The organism is Caulobacter sp. DWR2-3-1b2 (assembly GCF_049896345.1).
In the GTDB taxonomy this organism is placed as follows: domain Bacteria; phylum Pseudomonadota; class Alphaproteobacteria; order Caulobacterales; family Caulobacteraceae; genus Caulobacter.
This window is the reverse complement of record NZ_JAFCUC010000003.1, coordinates 397115-415977: the sequence shown is the minus strand read 5'-3', so window position 1 is coordinate 415977 and position 18863 is coordinate 397115. Positions and strand designations below refer to the sequence as shown.

Genomic DNA, 18863 nt, shown 5'->3' with positions numbered 1-18863 from the left:
AATTAAGGCTTGTCAGCCCAAGATCAAGACCGTTCCTCGGGCGAGCCGGGGGCCGGCGCACCTGGCATCGGAGCCACGCCCGTGGCCGGCGCATCCTCGTCCAGTTCATGGACCTCGCCGCGCAGGCCGCGACCGACATGGCTCTTGCGATAGCCGTAGGCAAAATAGAACAGCAGGCCCACGCCGCCCCAGATCGGCAGCACGAGGATCGATTCCAGCGGTAGGTTGAAATAAAGGAAGGTGCAGCCGGCCAAGGCGATCGGGGCCACGAGCCAGATCGCCGGCGTCTTGAACGGACGCGGACGGTTGGGGTCCTTCACTCGCAGCACCATCACCGCGACCGCCACCATGAAGAAGGCGAACAGCGTGCCGGAGTTGGAGATATCGGCCAACCGGCCGACCGGCAAGAACGCCGCGAGGACCGCCACGAAGATGCCAGTGGCAATCGTGACGATGTGCGGCGTCTTCCACTTGGGGTGGATCGCGGCCAGCTTCTCGGGCAGCAGGCCGTCGCGGGCCATGACGAAGAAGATCCGGGTCTGGCCATAGATCATCATCAGGATGACCGAGGGCAGGGCCAGGTTGGCGGCCAGGCCCAGCAGGTAGCCGGCGAGCGGGAAGTTGACCTGACGCAGGACGTGGGCGAGGGCCTCGTTCGAGCAGACCAGGCGATCGGCGTTCGACGCCAGGTTACAGGCCGTCTGGAAGGCGGCCGAACCGGGCTGGACGGCTTCGCCGGCCGCGCCGATGACCGGTTGGGCGCCGATGGCGCCGACCGCGCCGGCGGCGACCAGCAGGTAGAAGATGGTGCAGATGCCCAGGCTGCCGATCAGGCCGATCGGCACGTTGCGCTGCGGGTTCTTGGTCTCTTCGGCGGCCGTGGAGACCGCGTCGAAGCCGACATAGGCGAAGAAGATCGAGGCGGCGGCGCCGAACACGCCCATGCCCGACGTCCCATGCGGGCCGAACCAGCCATTGGGCGCGAAGGGCTGGAAGTTGCCGTTCTTGATCAGGGGGAGGGTCAAGACGACGAAGACGGTGAGCGCCGCGACCTTGATCGCGACCAGGACGGCGTTGACGGTGGCGCTTTCCGTGGTGCCGCGCACCAGCAGGGCCGTCACGGCCAGGGCCACGACGATCGCGGGCATGTTGACGATCCCGTGGCTGAAGTCGGCCACCGGCATGAAGCCGTTGAGCGACCAGGCGGGACCGGCTCGCAAGGCGTCGGGCCAGTGGAAGTGCAGGGCGTGCTCGATCATGCCGAGGAAGTAGCCTGACCAGCCCACCGACACGGCGCTGGCCGCCACGGCATATTCGAGGATCAGGGCCCAGCCGACCATCCAGGCCAGCAGTTCGCCCATGACGGCGTAGGTATAGGTGTAGGCCGAGCCCGAAACCGGCAGCATCGAGGCCAGTTCCGAGTAGCAGAGGGCTGCGAAGGCGCAGACCGCCCCGGCGATCACGAAGCTCAGCATCATGCCCGGGCCGGCCTTCTGCGAGGCGGCGGCGGTCAGGACGAAGATACCCGTGCCGATGATGGCGCCGACCCCCAGCAGGGTGAGCTGTATGGGGCCGAGTGAGCGATGCAGCGACTTCTTCTGAGCCGTGGCCAAAATCGCATCCAGTGACTTAACGCGCCACATATTCCCTCCAGAGACCCGCGGCTCCCCCAGGGGCCGCGTAGACAAATTTTGCGGACCGTGGCCCGGTTAACAGGACGCGGTCAAGGCAAAGCGGAGGGGGTGCGTAATTGTTCGCCCCTCTGTGCGCAATATGAGCCAGGACCTGCCGGGCGGATGTTGCGCCGCAGCACGCTCGTGAACCGTTGCTGCTTCTGGCTTGTGCAGGCGACCGGCTTGGTGATTTTCGCGCTCGCGGCTAAACCGCCTCCGTGACCCTTCCGATCCACGAGGCCTTGCCGGCCCTGAAGTCCGCCTTGGCGAGACGCGAGGCCGCCGTACTGGTCGCGCCGCCGGGCGCCGGCAAGACCACGGTCGTGCCCCTGGCCTTGGCGGACGAGCCCTGGGTGGCGGGCCGCAAGATCGTCATGCTCGAACCCCGGCGCCTGGCGGCCCGAGCGGCGGCGGCGCGGATGGCCCAGAGCCTGGGCGAGGCCGTGGGCGAAACCGTCGGCTTCCGGGTGAGGTTGCAGTCCAAGGTCTCCGCAAGGACCCGCATCGAGGTGGTGACCGAAGGGGTGTTCACCCGGATGATTCTTGATGATCCGGGCCTGGACGGCGTGGCGGCGGTGATTTTCGACGAGTTTCATGAGCGCAGCCTCGACGCCGACCTGGGCCTGGCCCTGGCCCGCGACGCCCAAGGCCTGGTGCGCGAGGACCTGAAGATCCTGGTGATGTCGGCCACGCTGGATGGGGCGCGGATCTCGGCCCTGCTCGGCGAGGCGCCGGTCGTCGAGAGCCAGGGGCGGATGTTCCCGGTCGAGACGCGGTATCTGGGCCGGGACGAACGCCCCCAAGCCTCAGGCATGCGATTTGAGGAACGGGTCACCCGCGCCGTGGAGCGGGCCTTGGCCGAGGAGGCGGGCAGCGTGTTGGTCTTCCTGCCGGGTCAGGGCGAAATCCGCCGCGTCGAGACCTTGCTCCGCGAGCGGCTGCGGCGGCCTGAGGTCGATATCGCGCCGCTTTATGGGGCGCTGGACCCCGCCGAACAGGATCGCGCCGTGTCGCCCGCAGCGCCGGGCCGTCGCAAGGTGGTGCTGGCGACCTCGATCGCCGAGACCAGCCTGACCATTGAGGGCGTCCGGGTGGTGATCGACAGCGGCCTTTCACGCGTGCCGCGCTTTGATCCCTCCAGCGGCCTGACGCGGCTGGAGACCGTGCGGGTCAGCCGCGCCGCCGCCGACCAGCGCCGGGGCCGGGCGGGTCGCACCGAGCCAGGCGTCTGTTATCGCCTGTGGGACGAGCCGGAGACCCGCGCCCTGCCGGCCTTCGCGCGGCCCGAGATCCTGGAGGCCGACCTGTCGAGCCTGGCCTTGAACCTGGCCCGGTGGGGAGCCCGCGATGCCTCGGCCCTGGCCTTTCTTGACGCCCCGCCGGCCGCCGCCTTCAATGAGGCCCGGATCCTGCTGGGTCGGCTGCAGGCCCTGGACGGGCAGGGCGGCCTGACCGCCCACGGCAGGGCCCTGGCCGACATGCCGCTGGCGCCGCGCCTGGCCCACATGGTGGTGCGGGCCGCCGCCTCGGGCCAGGCCCAGCGGGGCGCGGAGATTGCCGCCGTGCTCAGCGAGCACGGGCTGGGCGGCCGCGATGTCGATCTGCGCCATCGGCTGGAAAACTTTGGCCGCGACCGCTCGCCTCGGGCGAAGGACGCCCGAACCCTGTCCGAACGCTGGGCGCGCTCGGCGGGCCGGCCTTCGGGCGCCGTCAAGCTGGATGACGCCCTGCTGCTGGCCGAGGCGTATCCGGAAAGGGTGGCGAGGGCCCGGGGCAAGATCGGGGAGTTTCAACTGGCCGGCGGGCGAGGGGTCTATCTGGAGCCGACCGACGCCCTGGCCCGCGAGACCTGGCTGGCGGTGGGCGAGCTCGGCGGCGGCGAGGCCCGCGACCGCATCCTGCTGGCAGCCCCTCTGGAGGAGGCCGCTCTGCGCGAGGCCTTCGCCGACCGGCTGACCGCTGAGGATCGGTTGGAGAGCAGCCTTGGCGGCAAGCTGCGCGCCAAGCGCCTGTTGCGCCTCGGCAAGCTGGTGGTCGAGGAGCGCTGGCTCGACAAGGTGAATCCAGCCTTGGTGGCCAAGGCCTTGCTGGACCGAGTGGGGCGCGAGGGTCTGGCCGCAGTGCCGCTTGGAGAGGCGGCAGAGGGTTTGCGTCGTCGGACGGCCTTCCTGCGCGCCTTCGATCCCGAGACCTGGCCCGACCTTTCGGACGCCGCCTTGCTGGCCCGCCTGGCCGAGTGGCTTGAGCCTCTGCTGGCGGGTCGCTCGTCGCTGGCCGCGTTGAGCGACGGGATACTGGCGGACGCCTTGCGAGGCCTGATCCCCTGGGAAGCCCAGCGAAAGCTCGACGTCTTGGCGCCAACCCGGTTCACGGCGCCGACCGGCTCCAGCTTCGCCATCGACTATGGCGCCGACGGCGGGCCGCGTGTCGATGTGCGGGTGCAGGAACTGTTCGGCCTGACCGCTCATCCCACCGTGGCCGGCGTGCCGCTGGTGCTGGCCCTGCTGTCGCCGGGGCACAAGCCGATCCAGATCACGCGAGACCTGCCGGGGTTCTGGAAGGGGTCCTGGCGCGAGGTGCGCAGCGAGATGAGAGGGCGGTATCCGAGGCACGTCTGGCCGGAGGACCCGGCCGCCGCCGCGCCGACGACCCGGGCCAAGCCTCGGGGGACTTGAATGTCCTCCCCCACGGGAGGAGGACTTCACGCGGATCGCCGCTGAAGAGCTTGGGGAGGGTGCGAAGCGCCCGGGCTCCGCCCGGAGGTTTTGCGGTAGATGTACCGTTTCGACGAAGACGAGCGCTTCGCGCGGCCTTCAGACGGGAGCCATCAGAGCGCGGGGTCTTAACCCGCTTCCGAAGTGGGCCCCCGGCGGGCGGAAGGCTTGCGAACCCTCCGGACCGTGCGGGCGATTTCAGCCCGCACCTGTCGGCTTGTCCGCCTGCCCTGAGCGCCGGAGCTTCGTCGCGACCAAGGCGAGCCTGCTCCGAACCGACCTGGGGCGTCTTCCGAAGAAGACACGGCGGCCAAGCCTTCCCGCTCGACCACGCCTCACCGCCCGTCAGGTCGCCGGCCGACGTCCCTCCCCGTGCGATGGGGTGAGATCATTATCGGGGTGGTCAGAGAGGGTGAGGATAAGAAAAATCGAGAAAGTTTAGAGCTCTGATTTTGCTGGACTTTGTTGGGCATCCACTCGCGTCGACCTTCACTGGGCGCCCTGACGCGTTGAAGGGCTCGACCTTGGCTAAGTCGCGCCAAGGCTTAGCAGATCAGGTCGATTCCACGTCGCTCTCGGCTTCTGCGGCGGCTTCGATGGGCGGACAGTCGGGAAGGGCGAGCAGGTCGTGAGGCTCGTTGCGGTCATTGGCGGTCTTCAGATAGCGGCAGCCCGTGCGGCTGTTCAAGGCCTCGACCTTCACGGCCTCGCCGTCGCGCATGACGAAGAACCGCCACTTGCCGCTGTCGACGAGCTTGATCGCCTCCTTGATCGTCAGCGTCCAGGGCTTGGCCATGCCGCCGCCGATATGGGTGATCCGTTCATAGGTGCTGTGGCGCCCGTTTGTGGCGACGCAGGTGATTTCGGCGCGTTTGATCATGGTCTTTTCTGTAGAGAGGCAGCTGACGCAGCAGCACCGACAGGCTTGGCGACGACGCGCGAAGCGGGTGGCGCAGACGAGAGCGGTCTGCCGATGGGACGGCGCTGAAATTTAACGCGCCCACACCTATAGCACGCTTCTAGCTCGGCTGCTTGGATCTCTGACAAAACGGCGCTCGCGAACCGTCCGACTACCCCGTGACCGTGTAGATCATGATCCCCGTGGCCACCGAGAGGTTCAGACTGTCGGCCCGGCCCCGCATGGGGATTTTGACATTGACGTCGCAGGCGGCGGCCAGTTCGGGCGGCAGGCCCTGTTGTTCGTTGCCCATCAGGATCAGCGACGGCTTTACGTAGTCGGCGCTCTTGTGCTCAACGGTGGCGCTCAGCAAGGTGCCGATCACCGACCCCGGCCAGTCTTCGCGCCAGGCCAGGAACTCCTGGATCGAGGCCTTGGCGATCTTGACCGCGAAGATCGAGCCCATGGTCGCGCGCACGCCCTCGACAGAATAGGGATCGACGCAGTCGCCGACCAGGATCACCCCGCCGCAGCCGGCCGCGTCAGCGGTGCGGATGACGGTGCCCAGATTGCCGGGATCACGCACGGCCTGCATGGCCACCCAGCACGGCGCGCTTTGGGGAACGATGGCGCTGAGCGGGGTGTAGACCTGCTGGAACACCCCGGCGACGGCCTGGGGGTTGTCGCGGCGTGACACCTTCTCGAGGATCTCGCGATTGACCTCGATGACCTCGCCCCCGGCCTTGAAGCAGGCCTGGGCGGCCTTGCGCAGCATCGGGTGATCGGCCGCGTCGGGCCCGTACATCAGGATCTTGGGCGGGTGGCCGCAGTCGATTGCCTCGATGACGATCTTCAGGCCCTCGGCCAGGAATAGGCCGCTCTCCTCGCGCTCCTTGCGCATGTGCAGGGCGCGGACGGCCTTCACCGTGGCGTTTGAGAGGGAGGTGACGGTCTTGGTCATGATCTGGCTCCCACCGCGCTGTCCGAAGACCAGCGGGCAAAGAACGACAGGCCGATCTGGCGGTCGCCCTTCTCCTCGACCAAGGAGAGCTCGCCCCAATCGATGACCCCGCCGCGACCCTTCAGCTCCTGGGCCAGCAGGCCCGACATCGCCGCGCCCGAGACCCGGGCCGCATAGGCGTTCATCAGCAGGAACGAGGCGTCGGGGGCCAGGAGCCGCGCGCAGTTCGCGGTGAGTTCGGCCAGGTCCTCGAACAGCCGCCAGACCTCGCCGTCGGCCCCGCGGCCAAACTTCGGCGGGTCCAGGATAATGCCGTCATATTGCGAGCCGCGCCGCACCTCGCGGGCCACGAAGCGGCGGGCGTCCTCGACGATCCAGCGGATCGGCTTCTCGGCCAGGCCGGCGAAGGCGGCGTTGTCGCGGGCGAAGCCAACCGACTTCTTCGAGGCGTCCACATGGGTGACGGCCGCGCCTGCCGCCGCGCAGACCAGGCTGGCCACGCCCGTATAGCCAAACAGGTTCAGCACCTTGGGCTGGCGCATCTTGAACGCCCTAACGCGGGCGTCCTGCCAGGCCCAGTTGGCAGCTTGCTCTGGGAAGAAGGCCAGGTGGCGGAACGGTGTGAACTGTCCGTGGAACTTCGCCTCGCCCCAGGCCAGGTCGAATTTCTCAAGGGCGCGACCCTTGAAGCGCCAGCGGCCGGCCTCATCCTCGTCGGAAGGGTCGAAGATGGCGTCGGCGTCATCCCAGGCCTTGGCGTCGAGCCGGGGCGTCCAGAAACACTGCGGTTCCGGACGCACCACGGTGTAACGGCCATAGCGCTCCAGCTTCCTGCCGTGGCCGCTGTCGAGCAGGGCGTAATCGGCCCAGCCGGTGGTGCGCATGACAACGGGGGAGGCGGCGATCGTCGGGTCCATGGCCCGCCAATACGCGCTCAGGGCAAGGTGCGTCCAGTCTTGGAGGCCGTTCTGGGCGTATGGGGTGTCTTGTCCCAGTGGAACGGCGCGACCACGAACTGCACGGCGGCCCTGGCGGCGGCCACGCTCTGCAGAGGCCAATAACCCACCGCACCGAACAGCGTGAGATAACGAGGCTTGCCGCCGGCTCGCTCCAAGCCGCGCACCCCGGCGATTGAGGCGCAGCACCAGCCGAACACCAGCACCACCACGTCCTCGCCGGCGATCACCTGATGGAAGCCCAGCGACGCGGCGACGATCTTGGCGAGGATCCAGAGCAGCAGCGGACCGTGCAGGTGCGACGACGCCACCGACAGGGCCAGGGTCAGGATCAACGAGGCCAGGCCGCGCGGGGTCCTGGCCGCCGGCCCGCGCAGGTGCACCGCCAGGGTCTGGATGTGGCCCTTCACCCAACGCGCCCGCTGCGGGAACCAAGGCTTCAAGGTGGGCGGGGTCTCATAGGTGGGCGAGGCGATGACGCCCAGCCGGTAACCCTGGGCGGTCAGTCGAAAGCCGATATCGGCGTCCTCGGTGACGTTGTAGGGGTCCCACCCGCCGATGGCGCGCAGAGCGTCGCCGCGAAAGTGGTTGCTGGTGCCGCCGAGCGGGAAGGGCAGGCCCCAGCGGGCCAGGGCCGGCTGCAGCACCTCGAACTGGACGGCGTATTCCAGGGCGAACTGGTCGCCGATGAATCGTCGGTCGGCCTCGATGCGCAGGGGCGCCTGCAGGCACGCCAGGTCCTCACGCTCGGCCGCGAAGCGGGCGGCGGCCTCGCGCAGTTGGCCCGGATGCGGCGCGTCCTCGGCGTCGTAGATCACCACCAGCCCTCCGCGCGCCCACTCAAGGGCGTGGTTGCAGGCCCGCGGCTTGGTCTGGGGTGAACCGGGCGGCACGATCAGTACCTGGATAAAGGTCGGCAGAGGCAGGGCCTGGAACGCGGCCTGGGTCGCATGGTCGCTGGCCTCCAGGGCGATCAGCACCTGCAGCCGGTCGCGGGGATAGTGCAGGCGCGACAGGTTCTCGACCAGCTCGGCGGCGACCGAAGCCTCATGGAACAAGGGACAGATCACGGTGTAGACGGGCAGGGCGTCGTCCTCGGGGTCCGGCGGGGTGACGATGACGCGCGGCGTACAAGCCGCCGCCAGCTTGATTACGGCGCTGAGCAGAAAGCCGACCATAAACGTCCAACGGCACAACTCGGCCAGCAGGGACGGCTGGGTGAGGGCAAGGGTCAGAACCGCAATGGCCAGACCACCAAGCGTGACCATCTGGGCCGTCGAAAGCCGGCGATGCGCGCCGTCCGCCAAGGGCTGGGCCGGGGATCCGGCCTCCGGCGGCGGCGGCGTGCGTCCGACCAGCGTCGGCGGCTGTCGCTCCTCTCGCGCCATCGCTCCCCCGTTGCGCTCGCAGAAATTCCAGCGTGCAGATAGCGAATATTCAACCCTTGGCTGTCAAATGCAAAAACACACGTTTTTCGGAAATCTGTCGGGGAGTTGCGGCGACTGTGTGATTCCCGTTTAGTGTCGGGTTCGGGGATAGCCGAGGGGAACGCTAAATCGTGACGGTCGCGTTGAAGAAGCCGCACAAGTCGGCGCGCAAGCCCAAGGGCGACGGGCACCTGCGTCGCGGTGAGATCTTGGCCGCGGCCGAGAGGATCTTCATCGCCGAGGGCTATGCCGGCGCGACGATCCGCAAGATCGCCGACGCGGTGGGCGTGTCATCAACGGCCCTCTACATGCACTTTCGCGACAAGGACCAGATCCTGCTGGAGATCAGCGACGACGCGATTGGCCAACTGCTGGCCGTCAATGTCGACATCGCCCACCGTCCGATCGACGCGGTGTCGCGGGTCAAGCTGATGCTGAAAGCCTATATGCGCTTCGCGCTCGACAACCCTAACACCTACCAACTGGTGTTCTGTGGGTCGCGCGACGTGATCTCCAAGGAAAAGCAGGCCGCCACCGCCGACCTGGGCGACCGCTGCTTCGAAGAGTTCAGCGGCCCGATCCACGAGATCGCCGCCTCCGGACGCCTGCGCACCGGATCGGGCGAGAGCGCCGCCCAGGTGCTGTGGGCGGCGTGCCACGGCCTCGTGGCCCTGATGATCACCATGCCCGACCGGGACTGGGCGCCGCGCGAGGAACTCATGCAGGTCACGCTCGACGGCCTGCTGCACGGCTTGGTCACGGACTAGGTTGATGCGTGCTGGCCTGGCCGCCCTGTGCGTCGGCGGTCTGTTGGCCATGGCGGGGCCCGCCGCAGCCCAGCGCGTGATGTCGCTGGATTCCTGCGCCGATCAATATGTGCTGGCCCTGGCGCCGCGCGAGACGGTCGTCGGCCTGTCGCCGCGCAGCGATGCGCCCGACTCCTTCCTGCGCGTCCAGGCCAAGGGGCTTCCTCAGCGGCGCACGACGATCGAGTCGGTGCTGGGGGCGCGGCCCGACGTGGTGGTGCGGCAGTGGGGCGGCGACGCGCGGCTGACGGCGGCGCTGGCCCGGCGCGGCATCCGCACCATCAGCCTCGACGACGCCAGCGACTTCGACGGCGTGCGCGCCAATGTCCGCAAGGTGGCCGGGGCGCTAAGCCGCCAGGGGGCGGGGGAGGCTCTTCTGACTCGCATGGATGGCAAGCTGGCGCGGGCGGCCGGGGCGGGGCGGGGACGCAGCGCCTTCTATCTGACGCCCGGTGGCTATACGGCCGGACCGAACACCATGATCGACGCCATGCTGAAGGCGGCCGGTTTCACCAACGCCTCGACCCAGCCCTATTTCTCGCCCGCGCCCTTGGAACGACTGGTGGTGGCGCCGCCCAAGGCGGTGGTCCTGGGCTTCTTCGACCTGACGCGGGCGGGCGCGGACCGCTGGGGTCCCGGGCGTCACGCCGCGCTGCGCAAGGCCACCGGCGGACGGGTGATCGCTTCGCTGCCGGGCGCCCTGCTCGGCTGCTCGGCCTGGTTCGCCGCCGACGGCGCTGAGGCCCTGGCCAAGGCGACGCGGCGATGAGTACCCGCCGTCTTGAACTTCTGCTCCTGCTGATCCTGGTCCTGACAGCCGTGGTGGCGATCTCCCTTGGGGAAAGTCCGCTGTCGGCCGCGCAATACCATCAAGCCCTGACACAGCCGGGCTCTCCGCCCGGCGAGGTGTTGTGGGCCATCCGCTTGCCGCGCGTGGTCATGGCCGCCCTGACCGGAGCCGGCCTGGGGCTGGCGGGAGCGGCGATGCAGGGCCTGCTGCGCAACCCGCTGGCCGAGCCGGGCGTGCTGGGCGTTTCGGCCATGGCGGGGTTGGGCGCGTCTCTGGCCATCGCCGGCGGCCTGGCGGCCTTGCCTGGCGCGGTCGAGCTCAGCGCCCTGGCCGGGGCCCTGCTGGCCGGCGCGGCGGTGGTCGGGCTTGCGGCGCGGTTTCGCGAGCCGGAAGTGCTGATCCTGTTCGGCGTGGCGCTTTCGGCCTTCGCCGGCGCCCTGACCGCCTTGGTCTTCAACCTTTCGCCGTCGCCGGTGGCCATGGCCGAGGTGCTGGCCTGGCTGATGGGATCGGTCGAGAACCGGGACATCACCGACATACTGCGCGCCCTCGCACCGATGGCGGTGGGGGCGGGGCTCTGTTTCTACGCGGCCCAGGGCCTGCGCATGCTGACCTTGGGCGAGGAGGCCGCGCAGATGTCGGGATTGCCAATGGCCCGGCTGCGGATGGCGACGGTTGCCGGCTCGGCTCTGCTGGCCGGGGCGGCGGTGGCCGCGGCGGGCGTCATCGGCTTCGTGGGCCTGGCCGCGCCGCACTTGGTAAGGGCCTCCGTGCGCGATGATCCAGGCAAGATCCTGCGGCCCTCGGCCCTGGCCGGGGCGCTACTGCTGGTCATCGCGGATCTGGCGGCCCGGTTGATCCCGTCCGAGCAGGAGCTGAAGCTGGGCGTGGTCACCGCCCTGTTTGGCGCGCCGGTCTTCGCCTTGCTGGCCTGGCGCGCGGCGCGGAGCTGGCGGTCGTGATGGCGGCCTGGACCATCGAAGGCGCCCAAGCCCGACACAATGGGGCCCGGCGCGGCAAGGCCTCGGTGCTGGACGACGTGTCGCTGAGCGTGGCGCCCGGTGAGGTGCTGGGTGTCGTCGGTCCTAACGGCGCGGGCAAGACCAGCCTGCTGCGTGCGGGTCTGGGCCTGATGCCGCTGGAAGCCGGGCAGGCGCTGCTCGGCGGGCGGCAGGTGGCCGGCCTCAACCCGGTCGAACGCGCCCGCCTGGTCGGCTATTTGCCGCAGGAACGCCGCCTGGCCTGGAACCTGCGGGCCGTGGACGTCGCCGCCCTCGGCGCGCCGGACCTGCCGCCCGGCGAAGCCTTGGCCGTCGCCCGCGAGCGGCTGGCAAGAGTAGGGATCTCTGAGCTGGTCGACCGCGGCGTGCTCGACATGTCCGGCGGCGAGCGGGCGAGGGTGCTGCTGGCGCGGCTATTGGCCACCCGTGCGCCTTTGCTGGTCGCCGACGAGCCGGTGGCGGGCCTGGACCCAGACGCTCAACTGCTAACTCTGGACCTTCTGCGCGCCGAGGCGGCTGGTGGGGCGGCGGTGGTGGTGACGCTGCACGACCTGGGCTTGGCGGCGCGATGCTGCGACCGGGTCGTGGTGCTGAACCACGGGCGCGTCGCGGCCGATGGCGCGCCGATGGAGGCCTTGTCACCGGCGGTGCTCGAAGCGGTGTTCAAGCTGGATGGGGCGCTGATCGACACGCCGGCGGGCGTCGTGGTGGCCGCCAGACGAACCCTCTCCCTCTCTGCTAGCCCTCTGGGAGAGGGTCTCTCACATCCAGCCTATCGCGTGCCCGGCACGTAGCCGCCGATCGGGATCGCCGTCGTCGCGGAAGCCGCCGCCGCGCCGGGGCCCGGCGTCGCATAGCTATACCCACCCCGCTTCAGGTCGGACGACAAGGTCAGCGGCGCGACATTGCCGTTCAGCCGCGCCCGGTAGACCATGGTCGTCTCGAGCGTGCGCATCACATAGTTCCGGGTCTCGGAAAACGGGATGCACTCGATGAAGTCGAGCGGGTCGGTGGCGGCGCCGCGCGGGTCGCCGCACAGGGCGGTCCACTGGGCGGGGCGGCCTGGACCGGCGTTGTAGGCGGCGGCGGCCATGACGTAGGAGCCGCTGAACGTGCTGACCATGCTGCCCAGATAGGTTGAGCCCAGGCGCATGTTGTAAACGGGATCGGACAGGCGATCGACGCTATGGCTCTCGCCGAGTTGACGGGCCACCAAGGCCGCAGTGGCCGGCATCAATTGCATCATGCCGCGCGCCCCGGGCGCGGAGCGGGCGTTGGGGTCGAAATTGCTTTCCTGGCGCGAGATCGAATAGACGAAGGCCGTCTCGGCCGCGCCCGGTCCCGGCGTGAAATGCTGGTTCAGCAGCGGATAGCCGCGCTCGGCCAGGATGAAGCCGCGTTGGGCGGCGGTGCGCACGGCGCGCATGGCCACATCCTGGTCGCCATAGCCCCGCGCCAGGTCCACCAGCAAAGCCTCCTCCTCGGCCGAGGGCAGTTGATCGTCGATATAGAGCACGAACGCCCGGAACTGATCGCGAGCGCCGACGGCCATCAGGGCGCGGGCGGCGCGCACCAGCTCGCGGCCCTCGAAGCGGGCGCGGTCGGCTTGGGTGATGGTCGGGTCGCGTTCGAGCCGAATCTCCTTCAGTCCCGCCTTTTCGGCGGCCAATTGGCCGTAGAAGGTGGTGATGTAGCGCGAGCCTTCCGAATAGAAGCCCTTGGCGGCGATCTGGTCGCCCTGCGCCTCGGCCGCGCGGCCTTGCCAGTAGAGGGCCCGGCCGCGGGTGATCGGCGAAGCGCCGATCGCGGCGATTCGGGCGAAGTGGTCTGCCGCGTCGTCGGGGCGCCTCAGGCGGGTCAGGGCGATCCAGCCGGCGTAGAACTCGCTCTCGGCCGCGTCCGACCCGCTTTTCAGGTGAGCGTCGGCGGCAGCGTAGGCCCCGGCGCTGTCGCCCGCCTTCAGCGCGCCGACCACCAGTTGCTTACGCTCGCGCCAGATGGCCGAGGCCGCCTCGTCGGTCGGCGGCGGATTGGCGAACTGGCGCACCAGTGGCAGGGCCAGGGTGTCCATCCCCGCGCGGCGCAGATAGGCGGCGCGCTCGAAGGCCACGCCCGGCGACGCCTGTTGGCCAGGCGTGAGGGCGGCGTAGAGGGCGTTTGCGTTGCCGACGTTGGACCGCAGGGCGATCCGCGCCTGGGCGACGGCTTGTTGGTCATAGGGCAGCAGGGCAACCATGTCGCGCGCCGCCGGTCCTTGCGCGCCGTATAACAGGATGTCGGCCCGCCGCACGTGATCGTCGGGGGTCAGCACTGAGCCGAACCGAGCCAACATCCCGCGCTGGGCGTCCAGTTCGAACACCTCGTCGCGCCAGAAACGGCGAATCACCCGTGCGGCGTCAGAACCGCGTGCAGCCGCCTGGTAGGCGGCGGCCATCGCCATGGCGCCCTCGGCGGTCTTCGGATCGCTGCCGCCGAACCAGGCGATCACCCGCTCGGCGTCGAGGCCCGAGGTGGCCAGGGCCTTCTCCGTCGCGTTCTCGCGGCGAATGGCTTTCGGCCAGCCGGACAGGTCGCGGCGGGCCTGGTCCAGTTCGAAGAAGCTCATGCTCTCGGCGCCGGCGTCGACCAGAGCCCACAGGGCGATCTTGCGCGACAACGGGTCCTGGATGCCGCTCATCGCCATGCGGATGGTCGACGGGTCGCGGCTGGTCACCGCCGTGCGCAGATTGGCTGCGTCCGCCTCGGCGGGGGTGGCGTAGCTGGCGGTTGGCGGGGTGGTGATCAGGCCGCGCGGCATGGCCGAGCCGGTATAGGGCTGGGGCGCGCCCGGCAGATCGGCCGCGTCCTGGTCTTGGGCCAAGGCGACGCCGAAGAGCGCCACGACACCAATCCCGCCCAGCACAACTTTAGCCAACCCTGACGCCAAAACGCGGTCTCCTTCGATTTCCTTGCCCTTTTCAGGGGCATGCGGGGCCGATTTGCGGCGACCTCGCCAGTCTTTCACAGCTATAGACCGCTTCGCCGGGGATTGACCCCCTCGGAAACGAACCCAAATCCCTATACGAGCTTCAAGGACCGGTTGCGGGACCCGGGGGCCCAGACATATTGTCCGCCCCCATCCTCAGGCCGCAACCGTCGCGGCGCGTTTCTCACGGCAAATTGCAACTCATGGCTCATTCTCCGTTCAAGGGCGTCATTCCGGCGCTGGTCACGCCCTTCCGCGACGGCGCGCTGGACGAGACAGCGTTCGTGGCGCTGGTCGAACGCCAGATCGCCGCCGGCGTGCACGGCCTGGTGCCGGTCGGCACCACCGGCGAGACCGCCACCCTCAGCCATCAGGAACACAAGCGCGTCGTCGAACTGTGCGTGCGGACCACGCGAGGCCGCGTGCCGGTGATCGCCGGCGCGGGCTCGAACTCGACCGCCGAGGCGATCGAGCTGGTCGCCCACGCCAAGGCGGTCGGCGCCGACGCGGCCCTGGTGGTCTCGCCCTACTATGTACGGCCAAGCCAGGAGGGTATCTATCTGCACTACAAGGCGATCAATGACGCCGTGCAGCTTCCGGTGCTGGTCTACAACGTGCCGAGTCGTACGGGCTCGGACATCACCAACGAAACCCTGGCCCGGCTGTCCAAGCTGCCCAACATCGTCGGCATCAAGGACGCCACCAGCGACATGACCCGGCCCAGCCTGCAGCGCGTGTTGTGCGGCCCCGACTGGGTAATGCTGTCGGGCGACGATCCGACGGCGCTTGGCTATGTGGCCCATGGCGGCCACGGGGTGATCTCGGTGACCTCCAACGTCGCGCCCGAGGCCTGCGTCACCTTCATCAACGCTGCCTTGGGCGGTGAGTGGGAGACCGCTCTGTATTGGCAGGACCGGCTGGTGCGGCTTCACAAGGCGCTCTTCCTCGACGCCTCGCCGTCGCCGACCAAGTTCGCCATGGCCCACCTCGGCCTGTGCGAGGCGACCGTGCGGCTGCCGATCTCAGCGTGCGATGAGGCGGTGAAGCCGCTGATCCTCGAGGCCATGCGCGAGGCGGGTCTGGTCTGATGACCAAGCCGATCGCCGAGAACCGCCGCGCGCGGTACGACTATTTCATCGAAGAGACGTTCGAGGCCGGCATCATGCTGACCGGCACCGAGGTCAAGTCGCTGCGCGTGGGCCGCGCCAACATCGCCGAGTCCTACGCCTCGGTGGAAGGGCGCGAGATCAAGTTGATCAACGCCGACATCCCGCCCTACGGCCAGGCCAACCGCTTCAATCACGAGCCACGCCGGCACCGGAAACTGCTGCTGCACCGCAAGCAGATCGACAAGCTGATCGGCGCCGTGCAGCGCGACGGGCGGACCCTGATCCCGCTGAAAATCTACTTCAACGACAAGGGTCTGGTGAAGCTCGAGATCGGTCTGGCCAAGGGCAAGAAGAACCATGACAAGCGCGAAACCGAAGCCGCCCGCGACTGGCAGCGCGACAAGGCGCGGCTCATGAAGGGCGATCGGTCGGATTAATCGCCTGCTCATCGCCCAGGCGATCAGCGAGGGCGCCGCTCTTGAATTAACTGCCAAGCCGAGACCAACCCGCTGCGGTCAGCTGTAACGCTGAGCGCTCTCAGCCTCTCTGCGGGTTCGACGCGCCACGCGGGTCTGACAGCCCTGGCAAGCAGCGCTGGACAAGATCGTGTAAGTGTATATTCACTCTTATAAGTGTGTGCTCACTTATCTCAAGGACCTTTGGAAGGAGACGGCCATGCGTTCACTTGTCACTCTCGCTTGCCTCGCGAGTTTCGCCGCGCCCGTGGCGGCCTTCGCACAGGATAGCGTCCAGAACGGCTCCAACGCCGCCAAGGCCTCCACTGAGGTGGTCGCCGGCCTCGGCGCCTCCGGCGTCCAGACCCTCTCGGCCGTGGCCGTGCTGCCTCTGTCGGTTGCCGCAACGGGATCGGTGGTGACGGGGGAAAGCCTGGTCGCATCGGGCGTCGGCGCCGGCCAAATGGCGGGCGGCGCGACCGCCTTCGCCTCGACGCCCTTACCCGTGACTAACAAAGTCATCGTGGCCCAACCCGCGCCACGGCTGCCTCACGACGCCCAGCCACCCGCCGCCAAACCGTAGGAGTCCGCGATGACCCCGCATCGTTTTCACGGAAGGGCGCTCGCCTTGGCCGTGGTCGCCCTGACGTTGATCGTACCGATCCTGCCCGCGCCAGTGCAAGCGCAGGACAGCGTCTCGACCTCGGGCGCCTTGACCCATTTCACCCCCGCCGAGGTCGCCCGCTTCTCCAAGCAGATCGAGGGCGACCTGGCCGGCCGCGGCGCACGAGTGGCGATCGTCTTCCGGGCGGGACGGGCGCGCGAGGCGCTTCCCAAGGGCATCGCCTATTCTCACGGCGCGTTCTGGGTGTATCGCGACGTCAAGACCGCCGAGGGCAAGGTCGAACACGGCTATGCGGTCTATAATCTCTATGCGGGGGACGGAAAGGCGTGGCCCACCACCGTATCGCGGCTGGTCCAGGATTTCCCCTACGACTTCACCAGCGGCTCGACCGTGGACGACGTCGCCGTCATCGTGCCCTCGCCGGAAGTGCAGCGCCGTCTGCTGGCGGTCATCGATTCCCCGACCTACGCGGCCCTGCATAATCCGGCCTATTCGACGATTGCCAATCCGCTGTCGCCGAAATACCAGAACTGCAACGGATTCATGCTCGACGTGATCGCTTCGGCCGTCTGGGACACCACCGACCGTGACCAGATTCGCGCCGACCTGCGGGCTCACTACACGCCCACCAAGATCCAGACCGGTCCGGTCTTGCGGTTGCTGGCGCCGCTGGCCGACGCCCGGCTGAGGACCGACGATCATTCGGGGCCGCTGCGCACCGCGACCTATGAAAGCATCGCCGCCTTTATGCGCGACAACGGCCTGCTCAGCGACGCCTACAGCCTGACCTTCGCGCGGTAGCGGATCTAGGCCGGCTTGGTCGCCAGCCAGATCACATGCCGCGCGCCACGGCCCTTGTGGGCTCGCACGCCAACTTCCTCAACGGCATAGCCCGCACGCTTCAATCGGTTGGTGAAGGCCGTGTCGCGGGTCGAGGACCAGACCTCCAGAAGGCCGCCAGGACGCAGGGCGCGTTTGGCGTCAGCCAGGCCGGCGGGGCTGTACAGGCCGTCGTTTTCCTTGCGGCTGAGGCCGCCCGGCCCGTTGTCGACGTCGAGCAGGATGGCGTCCCAGGCGGCCTCGCCCGCGCCGATCAGCGCGCCGACGTCGCCTTCGTGGATCGTCGCGCGAGGATCCGACAGGCTGTTGCCGTAAAGCGCGCCCAGCGGGCCGCGCGCCCAGGCGATGACGCCGGGCACGAGTTCGGCGACGACGATCCGGGCGTCATCCCCGAACGCGCCCAGCGCCGCGCGCAGGGTGAAACCCATGCCCAGGCCGCCTATCAGCACACGCGCCTTTGACCGTGCGCCGACCCGCTCGAAGGCCAGGGTGGCCATGGCCTCTTCCGAACCGCTGAGCCGGCTGTTCATCAGCTCGATGCCACCGGTGATGATGGAATATTCGGTCCCCCGCCGCATCAGCCGCAGCGCGTCGCCGTCGCCGTCGCCGGGGACCTGGGCGGTATCAAGATGCTGCCAGGGGATCATGGGGACTCGCGATTGGGGACAGACACTCATTGCCCGGGTGGTGGTCGATGATCAACGGTTGTGGGGTGAGTGTGTGCCCCCGCCGTCCTAGCCGCTTGACGCAAGGCTCCAGCGGCGCGACCCTCAAGCTAACAATGATAACCTAGGGAGGATCCGCCATGGCCGACGGTACATCGCCGATCGTTACGTCACTCAAGGACCAGGTCAGCGAGGCGGAGTGGAAGGCCCGCGTCGATCTGGCCGCGCTCTATCGGCTGGTCGCGTTGCACGGCTGGGACGACATGATCTTCACCCACGTCTCGGCCCGCATTCCCGGGCCCGAGCACCATTTCCTGATCAACCCCTACGGCATGTTCTTCGGCGAAATGACCGCTTCGATGCTGGTCAAGGTCGATCTGGACGGCAATGTCATTGACAAGACGCCGTACTTCATCAATCCGGCGGGCTTCACCATCCATTCGGCGATCCACGCCGCGCGGGAAGACGCCCACTTCGTCATGCATCTGCACACAGACCAGGGCGTGGGCGTTTCGGCCAACCGCGACGGCCTGTTGCCGCTGTCGCAGCAATCACTAATTGTCTTGCCTCAGCTCGCTTATCACGACTATGAAGGCATTGCGCTCAACCTAAACGAACGGGAACGCCTGGTGGCCGACCTCGGCGACAAAAAGCTGATGATGTTACGCAACCACGGCACACTGTCGGTGGGCATGACGGCGGCCGAGTGTTGGCTGGGGATGTTCTTCCTCGAACGCGCCTGCGCCCAGCAGGTGATGGCGCTCAGCGCCGGTCCAGGCAACGTGCTCCACGCGCCCGAGAATGCTCAAGCCGAGGTCCGCAGCCAAACCGGCATGGGCATGGGCATGATCGCCGGCCTGGCCTGGCCCGGCTGTATCCGCAAGCTCGACCGGGAGTCTCCCGGCTACGCAGATTGACGCCGAGACGGCGAAAACGATGGGCCGCTGCGATCCTGGCGATCGCGGCGGCTTTCTTTTG

General features: G+C 68.5%; 17 protein-coding genes. 10 read left to right on the top strand and 7 right to left on the bottom strand.

What is annotated here, in order from left to right; all coding sequences use genetic code 11:
* Positions 1-23: 23 nt before the first annotated feature.
* A complete protein-coding gene (locus ACP694_RS11245; RefSeq protein WP_426012398.1) occupies positions 24-1643 on the bottom strand; it encodes an amino acid permease in 1620 nt (539 codons plus the stop codon).
* Positions 1644-1891: 248 nt separating this feature from the next.
* On the opposite strand from ACP694_RS11245, the gene hrpB reads away from it, so the two are divergent.
* A complete protein-coding gene (hrpB, locus tag ACP694_RS11240) occupies positions 1892-4348 on the top strand; it encodes an ATP-dependent helicase HrpB (protein ID WP_426012396.1) in 2457 nt (818 codons plus the stop codon).
* A gap of 592 nt (positions 4349-4940) precedes the next feature.
* Here the strand turns inward: hrpB and ACP694_RS11235 are convergent.
* From ACP694_RS11235 to ACP694_RS11220, 4 genes are all read right to left on the bottom strand, one after another.
* Positions 4941-5267: a DUF3892 domain-containing protein gene (locus ACP694_RS11235; protein WP_426012395.1), complete on the bottom strand. Its 327-nt coding sequence runs from the start codon at positions 5265-5267 to the stop codon at positions 4941-4943.
* A gap of 190 nt (positions 5268-5457) precedes the next feature.
* The gene (locus ACP694_RS11230) at positions 5458-6249 is read right to left on the bottom strand and encodes a TrmH family RNA methyltransferase (RefSeq protein ID WP_426012581.1); all 792 of its coding nucleotides are present in this window, start codon (positions 6247-6249) and stop codon (positions 5458-5460) included.
* On the bottom strand, positions 6243-7163 hold the full coding sequence (locus ACP694_RS11225; protein ID WP_426012393.1) for a class I SAM-dependent methyltransferase: 921 nt from the start codon (positions 7161-7163) through the stop codon (positions 6243-6245). The genes ACP694_RS11230 and ACP694_RS11225 overlap by 7 nt, the downstream gene beginning before the upstream one ends.
* A gap of 17 nt (positions 7164-7180) precedes the next feature.
* The gene (locus tag ACP694_RS11220) at positions 7181-8590 is read right to left on the bottom strand and encodes a glycosyltransferase family 2 protein (protein WP_426012391.1); all 1410 of its coding nucleotides are present in this window, start codon (positions 8588-8590) and stop codon (positions 7181-7183) included.
* A 170-nt stretch (positions 8591-8760) separates the two neighbouring features.
* Between ACP694_RS11220 and ACP694_RS11215 the strand changes: the two genes are divergently transcribed.
* The 4 genes from ACP694_RS11215 to ACP694_RS11200 are packed head-to-tail and all read left to right on the top strand — an operon-like array spanning position 8761 to position 12020.
* The gene (locus ACP694_RS11215) at positions 8761-9396 is read left to right on the top strand and encodes a TetR/AcrR family transcriptional regulator (RefSeq protein WP_426012389.1); all 636 of its coding nucleotides are present in this window, start codon (positions 8761-8763) and stop codon (positions 9394-9396) included.
* A gap of 4 nt (positions 9397-9400) precedes the next feature.
* The gene (locus ACP694_RS11210) at positions 9401-10204 is read left to right on the top strand and encodes an ABC transporter substrate-binding protein (protein WP_426012387.1); all 804 of its coding nucleotides are present in this window, start codon (positions 9401-9403) and stop codon (positions 10202-10204) included.
* Positions 10201-11187, top strand: a complete 987-nt coding sequence (locus ACP694_RS11205; protein WP_426012385.1) for a FecCD family ABC transporter permease — start codon at positions 10201-10203, stop codon at positions 11185-11187. The genes ACP694_RS11210 and ACP694_RS11205 overlap by 4 nt, the downstream gene beginning before the upstream one ends.
* Positions 11184-12020, top strand: coding sequence for an ABC transporter ATP-binding protein (locus ACP694_RS11200; RefSeq protein ID WP_426012383.1), 837 nt, complete (start codon positions 11184-11186; stop codon positions 12018-12020). Before ACP694_RS11205 ends, ACP694_RS11200 begins: the two co-directional genes overlap by 4 nt.
* On the opposite strand, the gene ACP694_RS11195 is transcribed toward ACP694_RS11200, so the two are convergent.
* Positions 11999-14152: a transglycosylase SLT domain-containing protein gene (locus tag ACP694_RS11195; RefSeq protein ID WP_426012381.1), complete on the bottom strand. Its 2154-nt coding sequence runs from the start codon at positions 14150-14152 to the stop codon at positions 11999-12001. The two genes, ACP694_RS11200 and ACP694_RS11195, sit on opposite strands and share 22 nt — an antisense overlap.
* A 242-nt stretch (positions 14153-14394) precedes the next feature.
* On the opposite strand from ACP694_RS11195, the gene dapA reads away from it, so the two are divergent.
* The 4 genes from dapA to ACP694_RS11175 all read left to right on the top strand — a co-directional run bounded on the left by dapA (position 14395) and on the right by ACP694_RS11175 (position 17181).
* Positions 14395-15279, top strand: coding sequence for a 4-hydroxy-tetrahydrodipicolinate synthase (gene dapA / locus ACP694_RS11190; protein ID WP_426012379.1), 885 nt, complete (start codon positions 14395-14397; stop codon positions 15277-15279).
* Positions 15279-15737: an SsrA-binding protein SmpB gene (smpB, locus tag ACP694_RS11185; RefSeq protein WP_426012377.1), complete on the top strand. Its 459-nt coding sequence runs from the start codon at positions 15279-15281 to the stop codon at positions 15735-15737. The genes dapA and smpB overlap by 1 nt, the downstream gene beginning before the upstream one ends.
* 238 nt (positions 15738-15975) lie before the next feature.
* Positions 15976-16338 (top strand): hypothetical protein, encoded by a 363-nt coding sequence (locus ACP694_RS11180; protein WP_426012376.1) that lies wholly within the window; start codon positions 15976-15978, stop codon positions 16336-16338.
* A gap of 9 nt (positions 16339-16347) precedes the next feature.
* A complete protein-coding gene (locus ACP694_RS11175) occupies positions 16348-17181 on the top strand; it encodes a DUF2145 domain-containing protein (RefSeq protein WP_426012374.1) in 834 nt (277 codons plus the stop codon).
* A gap of 5 nt (positions 17182-17186) precedes the next feature.
* Here the strand turns inward: ACP694_RS11175 and ACP694_RS11170 are convergent, their stop codons facing one another.
* A complete protein-coding gene (locus ACP694_RS11170; RefSeq protein ID WP_426012372.1) occupies positions 17187-17867 on the bottom strand; it encodes a spermidine synthase in 681 nt (226 codons plus the stop codon).
* A 158-nt stretch (positions 17868-18025) separates the two neighbouring features.
* Between ACP694_RS11170 and ACP694_RS11165 the strand changes: the two genes are divergently transcribed.
* Positions 18026-18802: a class II aldolase/adducin family protein gene (locus ACP694_RS11165; RefSeq protein WP_426012371.1), complete on the top strand. Its 777-nt coding sequence runs from the start codon at positions 18026-18028 to the stop codon at positions 18800-18802.
* The last annotated feature ends 61 nt before the right edge of the window (positions 18803-18863 follow it).